Genomic DNA, 12,878 nt, shown 5'->3' with positions numbered 1-12,878 from the left:
GTAAGCCCGTCAGGTCCAGACCACGTCACGCGCGGAACCCCATCGGAGCCAACCGGCTCGGCGGGGTTTTTTTATTGCAGAAGAGAACAGAGCCGGGCGCCTCGCGGCGCGCGGCAGGCACATCCGAATAACCACAGATCCGCGAAGGAATTTCGATGAGTAAGGGATCGCCGATCAGCCCCTCGCTGATGGCCAATAAGGCGCCGGCCCAGGCCGACGCCGCCAAGAACAAAGATGTCGCTGCTTCTGTCTCTTCCATCGTGGACGCGGTCAGCCCTGTCCAGGGGCCCAACAACATCGTGCCGCCCACGGAAATGACCGGCTCACAAGCCGTTGTCCGTTCACTGGAAGAACTGGACGTCGACGACGTCTTCGGGTTGCCGGGCGGGGCCATCCTCCCCACCTACGACCCGCTCATGGATTCCGCCAAGATCAACCACATCCTGGTGCGCCATGAACAGGGAGCAGGCCACGCCGCCCAAGGCTATGCGATGGTCACCGGCCGCGCCGGCGTCTGCATCGCCACTTCGGGCCCGGGCGCCACCAACCTGGTCACCGCCATCGCCGATGCCCACATGGACTCGGTGCCGATGGTGGCCATCACCGGCCAGGTCTCCAGCGCCGTGATCGGGTCCGATGCCTTCCAGGAGGCGGACATCGTCGGCATCACCATGCCCGTCACCAAGCATTCCTATCTGGTAACCAAGGCCGCCGATATTCCGCGGGTGCTGGCCGAAGCCTTCCACATTGCGACCACGGGCCGCCCCGGTCCCGTGCTGGTCGACATCACCAAGGATGCCCAGCAGAGCAAGATGACCTTCTCCTGGCCGCCGAAGATCGACCTCCCGGGCTACCGCACCGTGGTCCGCGGCCACTCCAAGCAGGTCCGGGAAGCAGCCAAGCTGATCGCCGCCGCGGAACGCCCGGTGTTCTATGTGGGCGGCGGCGTCGTCAAGGCACACGCCTCGGCCGAACTGCGCGAGCTGGCCGAGTTCGTCGGTGCCCCGGTCACCACGACGCTGATGGCCCGGGGCGTCTTCCCGGATTCGCATCCACAGCACGTGGGCATGCCGGGCATGCACGGTTCGGTGAGCGCGGTGACCGCGCTCCAGCAGGCGGACCTGCTGATCACCCTCGGCGCGCGCTTCGACGACCGCGTGACCGGCGTGCTGAGCAGCTTCGCCCCGGGCGCCAAGGTGATTCACGCGGACATCGATCCCGCGGAAATCTCCAAGAACCGCACGGCGGACGTGCCGATCGTGGGCTCGGTCAAGGAGATCCTGCCCGAGTTGATCCAGGCATGCCGCGAACGCTTCGCCGAGGAGGGCGCGCCGGACCTGACCGACTGGTGGACGCAGCTCAACCGGCTCAAGGAGACCTACCCGCTGGGCTTCACGGAACCGGAAGACGGCCTGATGGCGCCGCAGCGGGTCATCGAGCGGATCGGCGAACTGACCGGCCCTGAGGGCGTCTACGTGGCCGGCGTCGGCCAGCACCAGATGTGGAGCGCGCAGTTCATCAAGTACGAGCGTCCGCATGCCTGGCTCAATTCCGGCGGGCTGGGGACCATGGGCTACTCGGTGCCCGCGGCCATGGGCGCGAAGGTGGGAAACCCGGACCGCGTGGTCTGGTCCATCGACGGCGACGGGTGCTTCCAGATGACCAACCAGGAACTGGCGACGTGCGCGCTGAACAACATTCCGATCAAGGTCGCCGTCATCAACAACTCCTCGCTGGGCATGGTGCGGCAGTGGCAGACGCTGTTCTACGACGGCCGCTACTCGAACACGGACCTGCACACCGGCCATGAGACCGTCCGGATTCCGGACTTCGTCAAGATGGCCGACGCCTACGGCTGCGTCGGGCTGCGCTGCGAGCGTGCCGAGGACATCGACGCGACCATCAAGCAGGCCCTGGAGATCAACGACCGGCCAGTCGTCATCGACTTCGTGGTCAGCCCGAATTCGATGGTCTGGCCCATGGTCCCGGCCGGGGTCAGCAATGACTTGATCCAGATCGCCCGCAATATGACCCCGGACTGGGAAGAAGAGGACTAGCCCATGGCACGCCATACCCTTTCTGTGCTCGTTGAAGATGTGCCGGGCGTCCTGACCCGCGTTGCCAGCCTCTTCGCGCGGCGGGCCTTCAACATCCATTCTTTGGCCGTCGGCCCGACGGAAGTAGACGGGTTCTCCCGCATCACCGTCGTGGTCGAGGCCGAGGGCGACCTGCTCGAGCAGGTCACCAAACAACTCAACAAGCTCATCAACGTCATCAAGATTGTCGAGCTTGTTCCAGAATCTTCCGTGCAACGCGACCACATCTTGGTCAAGGTTCGCGCGGATGCCGCAACACGGCTGCAGGTAACCCAGGCAGCAGATCTGTTCCGCGCTTCAGTGGTCGACGTCTCTACCGACTCGTTGGTCATCGAAGCCACCGGCACCGCCGAAAAGCTCAATGCACTGCTCTCAGTGCTGGAGCCCTTTGGCATCCGCGAGATTGTCCAATCCGGAACGCTGGCCATCGGCCGCGGTTCACGGTCGATGAGCGACCGCGCCCTGCGTTCCGCCTAACCGCCTAACAAATCCACAACAGGAGAAATTCAAGTGACTGAGCTTTACTACGACGACGACGCCGACCTCTCGATCATCCAGGGGCGCAAGGTCGCCGTTATTGGCTACGGCAGCCAGGGCCACGCCCACGCGCTGAGCCTGCGCGATTCCGGCGTGGACGTGCGCGTGGGCCTCGCCGAGGGCTCCAAGTCCAAGGCCAAGGCCGAGGCCGAGGGCCTGCGCGTGCTGCCGGTGAACGAAGCTGCCGCCGAAGCCGACCTGATCATGATCCTGACCCCGGACCAGGTCCAGGCCAAGGTCTACGCCGAGTCCATCGCCGACAACCTGAAGGCTGGCGACGCGATCTTCTTCGGCCACGGCTTCAACATCCGCTTCGGCTTCATCCAGCCGCCGGCAGACGTCGACGTCGCACTGGTCGCACCCAAGGGCCCCGGCCACATCGTGCGCCGCGAATTCGAAGCCGGCCGCGGTGTGCCGGACCTGATCGCCATCGAGCAGGACGCCAGCGGCAAGGCCAAGGACCTGGCCCTGTCCTACGCCAAGGCCATCGGCGGCACCCGCGCGGGCGTCATCGAGACCACCTTCACCGAAGAGACCGAGACCGACCTGTTCGGTGAGCAGGCTGTGCTCTGCGGCGGCGCTTCCCAGCTGATCCAGTACGGCTTCGAGACCCTGACCGAGGCCGGCTACAAGCCGGAGATCGCCTACTTCGAGGTGCTGCACGAGCTGAAGCTGATCGTCGACCTCATGGTCGAAGGCGGCATCGCCAAGCAGCGCTGGTCCGTCTCCGACACCGCCGAGTTCGGTGACTACGTCTCCGGGCCCCGCGTGATCGATGAGCACGTGAAGGAGAACATGAAGGCCGTCCTCGCCGACATCCAGTCGGGCGCTTTCGCCAAGCGCTTCATGGATGACCAGGCCGCGGGCGCTCCGGAGTTCAAGGAGCTGCGCAAGAAGGGCGAGCAGCACCCGATCGAGGCCACCGGCCGCGAGCTGCGCAAGCTGTTCTCCTGGATCAAGTCCGACGACGATTACACCGAAGGCTCCGTAGCCCGCTAGCGCGCGAGGCGGGTTCCCGCGCCGCAGTCCGGCACGGGAACCCGCCTGCGGGCCAATACCCTGGCCCGCGTCCGGAAGGAGCATGGCCGGATTCACACTGGGATGATCAGTAACAGTGTGAGTGCGGAGGTGCTCCGTCCTACACTTGATGCATCCCCCACCTGCGACGCTGCGAAGGAATACGCTCCGTGGAAAAACCAGTAGTTCTCCTTGCCGAAGAACTCTCACCTGCCACCGTCGAGGCCCTCGGTCCCGACTTCGAAATCCGCCAGACCGACGGGGCTGACCGTTCCCAGCTGTTGCCGGCTATCGCGGACGTCGACGCCATCCTCGTGCGCTCGGCCACCAAGGTCGATGCCGAGGCCATCGCCGCGGCCAAGAACCTGAAGGTGATCGCCCGTGCAGGCGTGGGCCTGGACAACGTCGACATCAAGGCCGCGACCCAGGCCGGTGTCATGGTGGTCAACGCGCCCACATCGAACATCGTCTCCGCCGCCGAACTGACCGTGGGCCACATCCTGTCGCTGGCCCGCCACATCCCGGCCGCCAACGCCGCCCTGAAGAACGGCGAATGGAAGCGCTCGAAGTACACCGGTACCGAACTCTACGAAAAGAAGATCGGCATCATCGGCCTCGGTCGGATCGGCGCCCTGATCGCGGCGCGGCTGCAGGCCTTCGAGACCCAGATCCTCGCCTACGACCCCTACGTCACCAGCGCACGCGCCGCGCAGCTGGGTGTGCAGCTGGTCGGCCTGGACGAGCTGCTGGAGCAGTCGGACTTCATCACCATCCACATGCCCAAGACCCCCGAGACGCTGGGCATGATCGGCGACGAGGCCTTCGACAAGATGAAGGAAAGCGCCTACGTCATCAACGTCGCCCGCGGCGGCCTGATCGACGAAGGCGCGCTGTACACGGCGCTGAAGGAAGGCAAGATCGCCGGCGCCGCCATCGACGTCTTCGTCGCCGAACCGAGCACCGACCTGCCGTTCTTCGGCCTCGACAATGTGGTCGTCACCCCGCACCTCGGGGCGTCCACCGATGAGGCGCAGGAGAAGGCCGGCATTTCGGTCGCCAAGTCCGTCCGCCTCGCGCTGGCCGGCGAACTGGTGCCCGACGCCGTCAACGTCGCCGGCGGCGTCATCGCCCCGGACGTGCGCCCGGGCATCCCGCTGATCGAAAAGCTGGGCCGCATCTTCACGGCCCTCACGCACGATTCGGTTACCCAGATCGACGTCGAAGTTGCCGGCGAAATCGCGGAGCTGGACGTCAAGGCACTGGAACTGGCGGCGCTCAAGGGCGTGTTCAAGGACATCGTGTCCGAGCAGGTGTCCTACGTGAATGCCCCGGTCCTCGCGGAGCAGCGCGGCATCAACACCCGGCTGATCACCACGACTGAGTCGGAAGAGTACCGGAACGTGCTCACCGTCCGGGGCGCACTCTCCGACGGCAGCCAGATCTCGGTGTCCGGCACTTTGACCGGACCGAAGCAGATCCAGAAGCTTGTGTGCGTCAACGGCTATGAAGTCGAGATCCCGATCAGCGAGCACCTGGTCGTCTTCATCTACGAAGACCGCCCGGGCGTCATCGGCACCCTCGGCCAGCTGATGGGCGCGCATGACATCAACATTGCCGGCATGCAGGTCTCCCGTAACGAGGACCGGAAGCAGGCCCTGGCGCTGCTGACCGTGGACAGCTCGGTTCCGCAGGATGTGCTGGAAAAGCTGCGCGATACGGTCGGAGCATCGCTGGCCCGAGAGGTCGACCTCCAGGACTAGACTGGATGGGGTCAAGGCCCGTTGAGCCAAAGAAGCTTCCTTCGGCTCAACGGGCCTTCATTCTTGTGTTTCTTGTCAGTTCCTGGCTTAGGGGATTTTTTCGTTGAATGCAGCAGCACGCTTCCTACGCAGCCGCTCGCTTGTCATCACAGTCGTTGTCCTGGTCGCCGCTATGCTGCTTTCGGTCTTCATCCAGGACCGCGCCCAGTCCTCGTTGGGCCGGGTCGTCGACACCAATTCGCGTGGCCTCTACGACATCCTCGTGCTCCCCGAGGGCAAGGGCGGTGAAGGCCAGACCCTGAAGCAGCCGGACTACCTCTCCGGCGCCGGCGGCATCACCAACGACCAGCTGGAACAGATCCGCAGCCTGTCGGGAATCGGCGTCGCCGCCCCGGTGAGCCTGGTCTCCAAGGTCGTCCAGGACATCGAGTTCCCGCAGCTGAAGGCGACGGACTACGTCGGCTACAACGAAAACATTGCCACCTACCTCGAGCAGCAGAACATCAAGGATGCCACTCCGGCGTCGGAATGGCCGGAACCGGATTCCGTCCTGAGCGAGGAGCCGAAGAAGTACCGGATCACCGCCAAGGCGGTCACCTCCGACGGCGTCGAGGACACCGTGCTCTTCGAAACGGCAGCGGAGGGCTCGCTCGGCCAGGCCAAGCTGCAGGAGCTCGACGTGCCGGGCGGCAAGAGCCTGCGCACCGTCGCCCCGGAGGGCGAGACCGGCATCAAGTTCCCGGACCCCGCCGGCGGCAGCTCGCACGGGGATTTCGACGTGACCATTGCCCTGCCCATGCTGCCGCAGATCAGCGAAACCGTCGTCGCCGTCGACCCCGCCGCGGAGCAGGCCCTGCTGGGCGATGCCGGCGGATTCCTGGCCCCGCTGACCGAGGCGCCCAGCGCCGCGGGACGCAACGCCATGGAGGTCGGCCAGGAGTTCTCCAGCCAGATGACCCCGGGCTTATTCAGCGAGGGCACGGAATCCGCGAAGATCGACGGACACCCGTTCGCGTTCTGGAGCCCGTTCGTCATGCAGTACCAGTCCGCCATGGAGGCCGGCTCCCTGACCGAGGACTCCCAGGTCATTCCGCTCGTGGTCCGCTCCGGCACTGCGCTGGACCTCACCTACTCGGTGCAGATCGAGGAAATCGACGACGCCGGCAACAAGGTCGCGGACGTAGGTACCGTCAGCAAGGCGCTGGGGGAGGAATACCTGCCCTTCGCCTCGACCAAGCCCTTCCAGCTGCGCTGGCCCGGCGGCGAGGACTACAACAACCTGCTCGGGTCCGGCGGCGTGCAGGTCGTTGCCGGCCTGCACCAGCCGGCCAGTTGGAGCACGGACTTTGTCTCCACGCCGGAGTACCTGGCCGGTGCGGCCAACCCTGACGGCAGCGTCGAGCAGACAGTGACTCCGCAGGGCTGGGTCCAGGTGAACAAGCTGCCGGAGAAGACCTTGCAGTGGCAACTGGAGCCGGACCAGAGCCAGCGCGAGCCTGTTAACGAGCAGTCCTACCGGACCAACCTCGACGGCGCGGGGGATGCTGCCGCGCCGCTGCCGTTCGTCTACGGCACTTTCAATGCCAACGCTGTCCGCGACGCCGCGGGCGACGTCAACTACCTTCCGCTCGGCGGCTACGACCCCACGCCCGTCAAGCTCACCAAGGACGCAGACGGCAAGGCCGTCGATCCGGTCGAACTGCAGCCGGGCCTGAGCGGCGCGGGACTCTCCGTCCAGTCCGCCGGTGCCATCACGGATTACAGCGGCCTCGCGGCCGTGCGCGGCACCTCTGCCGAGGACGCGGTCATCGACGCCGTCCGGGTCAAGGTCGACGCCGGCGGCAGCTGGGCGGACGCAGCGGGCCAGATCGATGCCGCGGCGGCGGCGATCGAAAAGCTCGGCCTGGACGTCCAGGTCGTCGCCGGTTCCGCCCGCGAAGACGCTTCCATCTACGTGCCCGAGTACCGGCAGGACGCCTCCGGTGCGGCATCGGACCTCGGCACCGTCAGCCAGTCCTGGTTCCGCCAGGGCGCCGCTTCGGCGGTGCAGACCTCGCTGAGCCAGGCGAGCTCGGTCCTGCTGATGCTCACCCTCGGCGGCGCCGCCCTGCTGACCGCGGCGAGCACCGTCGCCTTCACCCGGGCACGGCGCACGGAAGCCGTAACCTTGCGGGCCATGGGCTGGAACCGCCCGCGGATCCGTTCCTGGTTCCTCTCGGAGCTGCTGGTCGGGGCCGCCGGACTGTTTGTCGTTGCGATCATCGTCAACGCCTTTAGCCGGACCCTGACCACGCTGCTGGTGTCCGCCGTCGTACTGGTGATCTACCTGGCCGCTTCCTTCATCTCCGCCGCGCTGCTGAAACCGCATCCGCCCGCCGCGGACGGGCTGCCGGGCGCCACCGGCGTTCCGCTGGTGGACTCGCCGCTGAAGTTCGCGGCGCGGCAGCTGCGGACCAACCGGTTCAACACCGGAGCCGTAGCAGTCGGCGTCGGAGTGCTGGGTGCTGCCGCCGGTGCGCTGGTGGCGGTCGTCCTGGACCTGCCGCGCGCCGCCGGCAGCACGGCCCTTGGGTCGCTCGCGCTGAGCCAGGTGGGCGGGGTGAACGTGGCCCTGGCGGTGCTCGGCGTCGTCACGGCCCTGGTCCTGACGCTGATCACCAGCCGGTTCGACCTGGCCCGCAAGCGCGAGCAATGGGACATCCTCGAAGCCATGGGCTGGGGGCCGGGACTGCTGCTGGGCCTGCGCCGCAGCGAGGCCGGCATCCTGGCCGGCATGGCCCTGCCGCTGGCCATCCTCGGGGCCGTCGGCGTGTCCCTGGCCGTGGCGCCGCACGCCGCGTTCCGGGCCGCGATCGCGGGCGTGCTGGCAGTGATTCTCTGGTTTATCTTGATGACAAGGACACGGAAATGATTGAAGAGCCCCAGACACGCGCCGAGAAGATCGGCCGGACGGCGGACCACGCCATGCCGCTGGAGCTTCGCGGCATCACCATCCGCTACGACGGCGGCGGGGGAGAGCCTCTGGTCGTGGCGCAGGATTTCGATCTGGGCCTCGAGGCCGGCACCATGCACTGCCTCGCCGGCCGCAGCGGTTCCGGCAAGACCAGTATCCTGACCGTCGCCGCGGGCCTGACGCTGCCGACGTCGGGCGAGGTCTTCTGGCAGGGGGATTCGCTGGATGCCATGTCGGATGACGAGATCTCGGAGCGTCGCCGCGCCCTGATCGGCTACGTGGACCAGGGCGGCGCGCTGATCGACGGGATGAGCGCGCTGGAGAACGTGCTGCTGCCCGCGGTGCCGGACAAGCAGGTCGAGGCCAAGACCGAGATGGCCAAGGACCTGCTGGACCTGGTCGGATTGGGCCGCCGGATGCGGCACCGCCCGGCGCAGCTCTCCGGCGGTGAGCGCCAGCGCGTCGCGATCGCGCGGGCTCTGATCCTGGGCACCAAGGTGCTGGTCGTCGACGAGCCGACCGCCAGCCTCGACCGCGAGCACGCCAACCAGATCATCGGCATCCTGAAGGACACCACGAAGGACGGCATCGCGGTCCTCGTCGCCACCCACGACCAGGAGCTCATCAACGTCGCGGACAGCCGCACCTTGATGAACTAGGAAGGCCGCGTGCGTTTCGACATCCGCCGAGCGCACGCGGTAACTTCTATAGGTGACGTTTGAAGTTTCCCAGCCCCCGTATTACATCACCACGGCGATTTCCTACCCCAACGGCGTGCCCCACATTGGCCACGCCTACGAGTTCATCGCCACCGATGCGATGGCCCGCTTCAAGCGGCTGGACGGTTACGACGTCTTCTTCCTGACCGGCACGGACGAGCACGGCCAGAAGATGCTGCACACCGCGCAGAAAGAGGGCATCACGCCCCTCGAGCTGGCCAAGCGGAACTCGGACCTCTTCCAGTCCACGCAGGACGGGCTCGGGATCAGCTACGACCGGTTCATCCGCACGACCGACGCCGACCATTACACCGCCGCGCAGGCGATCTGGACGCGGATGGAAGAGGCCGGCGACATCTACCTCGACAAGTACGAGGGCTGGTATTCGGTCCGCGACGAGGCCTACTACGGCGAGGATGAGACCGAGGTCCGCGAGGACGGCAAGCGCTACTCCATCCAGACCGACACCGAGGTGACCTGGACGGAGGAGGAGTCCTACTTCTTCCGGCTCTCGGCCTACCAGGACAAGCTGCTCAAGCTCTACGAGGACCAGCCGGAGTTCGCCGCCCCGCGCACCCGCTTCAACGAGGTCATCAGCTTCGTCAAGCACGGCCTCACCGACCTGTCGATTTCCCGGACCACGTTCGACTGGGGCGTCCCCGTGCCGGGCAACCCCAAGCACGTGATGTACGTCTGGGTCGACGCCCTGACCAACTACCTGACCGGCGTCGGATTCCCTGACACCGAGGCCGCATCCTTCCGCAAGTGGTGGCCGGCCGACGTCCACGTCATCGGCAAGGACATCTCCCGCTTCCACGCCATTTACTGGCCGGCCTTCCTGATGTCCGCCGGGCTGGAACTGCCCCGCCGCGTGATGATCCACGGACACCTGTACAACCAGGGCATCAAGATGTCGAAATCCCTGGGCAACGTCATCGCCCCCTCGGACTGGGTGGACCAGTACGGACTGGACCAGATGCGCTTCTTCCTGCTGCGCGAGGTACCCTTCGGCGCGGACGGCTCGTACAGCCACGACGCCATCGTCGGCCGGATGAACTCCGACCTGGCGAACAACCTCGGCAATCTGGCCCAGCGCTCCCTGTCCATGGTGGCCAAGAACTGCGAGGGCAAGGTCCCGCAGCCGGGCACGCTGGCAGCGGAAGACCACGAGCTGCTGGCCCGGGCGGAACGGCTGCTCGAAAAGTCCCGCTCGGCCTACGAGGAGCAGGACTTCCATGCTTCGCTCGAGGCCATCTGGACCGTCCTCGGGGACACCAACGCCTACTTCGCGGAGCAGGCGCCTTGGGTGCTGCGGAAGACGGACGTGGAGCGCATGAACACCGTGCTGTATGTGACGCTCGAGGTGCTGCGGATCGTCGCGATCCTGGTCCAGCCCGTGATGCCGGGTTCCGCCGGCAAGCTGCTGGATGTATTGGGCCAGAACGACGGCGGCGCCCGCGACTTCTCTGCCATCGGCACGGCTATTGTGCCGGGTACGGTCCTGCCCGCCCCGACGCCCATCTTCCCCAAGTACGAGGAACCCGCCGCGAAGTAGCGGACGCAGGACGGTGCGGGGCCTGTGAAACGCCCCGCACCGCCGTCGTTGTAGTCCGCGACCGCTCCGGGCAGGACCTGCTACTGCAGGAACCGGGCCTCGGCCGTCTCGTCCATGATCTCCGCGACGGTGCCCAGCTGCCGCTGCACCTGCTTCTCCAGCTGGGCGAGCCGTTCCCGGTCGAGCCGCGGCTCGTGCTCGGCGAGAAGCTGGAGCGTCCGCCACAGGCACTCCTGGCCCCGCAGCATCGACTGCAGCGTCTCGAGTTCCAGCTGCGCCCCCGCATGCCCGCGCGTGCGAAGCGGGTTGAGCGGATTGAGCTTGCCGGCCAGCGCGCCCAGCAGGCCCGAGACCTTCTTCGGGGCGCTTCTGCGATAGCCCAAGCGGTCGAACAGGACCTTCAGCTCCCGGCGCGCCGAGACCACCTCGTCCTTGATGTGCCGGAGCCTATCCGCTTGTCCGGTACCTTCCAGGGAACCGACGGCCGAATCGAAGAAGCGGATGCCCGCCTTGGCCCCCAGGAGGTGGGCATCCAGGTAGGAGGCCAGATCATGGTGGTTGAGCCTTCCCTCGCGGGAACTCGAGTACGTCACGCCAACTCCTTCACACGTCAACAGCCACGAGGGAACCGCCCCCAAGTCCAGCTTTCAGTATGCTTGGCCTCCCCGCAGATAGGAACCGCCGGACCGGATTCCGCTGGCAGGCGAAGACTCTGGCCGGGGCAGGATCAGCCGCCCAGATCCTCCGGGTGCCGGATGCGGGTCTGCTTGGCCCGGACGGCCCGGTTCCAGATCCAGGTGAGCGCCCACAGCAGGACGCCCAGGCCGATGAGGAAGCCCGCGATCTGGTACTCGACGGGGTCCTGGGCCCAGGGGCCGACCAGATAGGCGCAGGTAAGGACGCCCAGGTAGGGAAGGAACCGCGGGGCACGGAAATGGTCGCGGTCCACCGGTGTGCGCCGGAGGACGAGAACGGCGATGTTGACGATGGTGAAGACGCACAAGAGCAGGAGCGCCGTGGTGCCGCCGAGCGCGGCGACGGTTTCCTCGCCCATGAAGTTCGTGACGGTGATGATCAGCGCGAAGGCGATGAGCGTGGTGAAGATGATGGCGCTCCACGGGGAGCGCCTGTTGGGCAGGACTTTTCCGAGGGAGCGGGGGAGGACGTCCTGGTGCGCCATGCCGTAGAGGAGCCGGCTGGCCATGAGCATGTTGATGAGCGCGGTGTTGGCCACCGCGAACATGGACAGGAACGGGTAGATGACGTCCATGGGCAGGTCCGGCGCCCCGGCCCGAACCACCTCGAGCAGCGGTGTCTGGCTGTCCGCGAGGGTGCCGACCGGGACAATAGCGACGGCGGCGATAGAGACCAGTACGTAGACAACGGCGGTGATGCACAGGCCCGTCAGCATCACCCGGGGGAAGACCTTGACCGGATCCTTGGTCTCTTCAGCCATATTGACGGAGTCTTCGAACCCGACCATGGAGAAAAACGCCAGGGACGTGGCGGCGGTCAGGGAGAGGAAGACGCCCTTGTCCTCGGCCGTCTCGAAGATCATGGTGCGGCTGAAGTCGACGTTGCCTTGGGCCATCGCCCAGAAGCCGATGAAGATGACGATGAGCAGGCCGGTGAGCTCGACGAGAGTCAGTACCACGTTGAACTTCAGGCTTTCGCTCACGCCCCTGAGATTGATGAGCGCCAGGAGCGCCATGAAGATGATCGCTATCCACGTGACGCCGCCTTGGTCCCAATCCAGGTTGAACCCCACGATGAAGTTCTCGGCCAGGAACTTGGAGGCGGTCGAGGCAGAGGTAATGCCGGAACTCAGGACGGCGAACGTCACCAGGAACGTCAGGAAGTGGATGCCGAAGGCCTTGTGCGTGTAGAGGGCGGCGCCAGCCGCCTGCGGATACTTGGTCACAAGTTCGAGGTAGGAAAAGGCCGTGATCGTCGCGACGGCGAAGGCCAGCAGCAGCGGAGCCCAGGCAGCTCCGCCGACTTCGCCGGCGACCTGGCCGGTAAGCGCGTAGACGCCGGTTCCGAGGATGTCGCCGACGATGAACAGGAGCAGGAGCCTGGGCCCAATCGCCCGTTTCAGCTCGGGCTGGTCCCTGGTGATTGTGGGTTCCGTCATCACTAGTCTCCGTCCGGCCAGGCTCCGATGCCGCACCATACCGCGGAGCTAACAGGGATGAGGAATGGCAGGCACTCCGGCGCGGTCTCGTCTCCCACGCCGTCTCG

9 protein-coding genes are annotated in these 12,878 nt (G+C 66.2%); 7 read left to right on the top strand and 2 right to left on the bottom strand.

Annotated features, from left to right (window positions below; translation table 11 throughout):
• Window positions 1-155: 155 nt before the first annotated feature.
• The 7 genes from OC550_RS08605 to metG all read left to right on the top strand — a co-directional run bounded on the left by OC550_RS08605 (window position 156) and on the right by metG (window position 10,637).
• A complete protein-coding gene (locus OC550_RS08605) occupies window positions 156-2,057 on the top strand; it encodes an acetolactate synthase large subunit (protein ID WP_262105162.1) in 1,902 nt (633 codons plus the stop codon).
• A 3-nt stretch (window positions 2,058-2,060) separates the two neighbouring features.
• Window positions 2,061-2,573, top strand: coding sequence for an acetolactate synthase small subunit (gene ilvN, locus OC550_RS08600; RefSeq protein ID WP_262105160.1), 513 nt, complete (start codon window positions 2,061-2,063; stop codon window positions 2,571-2,573).
• A gap of 33 nt (window positions 2,574-2,606) precedes the next feature.
• Window positions 2,607-3,632: a ketol-acid reductoisomerase gene (gene ilvC, locus OC550_RS08595; protein ID WP_262105158.1), complete on the top strand. Its 1,026-nt coding sequence runs from the start codon at window positions 2,607-2,609 to the stop codon at window positions 3,630-3,632.
• A 188-nt stretch (window positions 3,633-3,820) separates the two neighbouring features.
• Window positions 3,821-5,410, top strand: coding sequence for a phosphoglycerate dehydrogenase (gene serA / locus OC550_RS08590; RefSeq protein WP_262105156.1), 1,590 nt, complete (start codon window positions 3,821-3,823; stop codon window positions 5,408-5,410).
• Between the two features lie 103 nt (window positions 5,411-5,513).
• Window positions 5,514-8,321, top strand: a complete 2,808-nt coding sequence (locus tag OC550_RS08585; RefSeq protein WP_262105155.1) for an ABC transporter permease — start codon at window positions 5,514-5,516, stop codon at window positions 8,319-8,321.
• Window positions 8,318-9,022, top strand: coding sequence for an ABC transporter ATP-binding protein (locus tag OC550_RS08580; protein WP_262105154.1), 705 nt, complete (start codon window positions 8,318-8,320; stop codon window positions 9,020-9,022). Before OC550_RS08585 ends, OC550_RS08580 begins: the two co-directional genes overlap by 4 nt.
• Window positions 9,023-9,074: 52 nt before the next feature.
• Window positions 9,075-10,637: a methionine--tRNA ligase gene (gene metG / locus OC550_RS08575; RefSeq protein WP_262105153.1), complete on the top strand. Its 1,563-nt coding sequence runs from the start codon at window positions 9,075-9,077 to the stop codon at window positions 10,635-10,637.
• 80 nt (window positions 10,638-10,717) lie between these two features.
• Here the strand turns inward: metG and OC550_RS08570 are convergent, their stop codons facing one another.
• Together OC550_RS08570 and OC550_RS08565 are read right to left on the bottom strand one after the other, a co-directional pair.
• A complete protein-coding gene (locus OC550_RS08570; RefSeq protein ID WP_262105152.1) occupies window positions 10,718-11,230 on the bottom strand; it encodes a hypothetical protein in 513 nt (170 codons plus the stop codon).
• Window positions 11,231-11,364: 134 nt separating this feature from the next.
• Window positions 11,365-12,771, bottom strand: a complete 1,407-nt coding sequence (locus tag OC550_RS08565) for an APC family permease (protein ID WP_262105151.1) — start codon at window positions 12,769-12,771, stop codon at window positions 11,365-11,367.
• Window positions 12,772-12,878 lie beyond the last annotated feature (107 nt).

The organism is Arthrobacter sp. Marseille-P9274, assembly GCF_946892675.1.
GTDB lineage: Bacteria > Actinomycetota > Actinomycetes > Actinomycetales > Micrococcaceae > Crystallibacter.
This window is presented reverse-complemented; position numbering and strand designations above follow the sequence as displayed.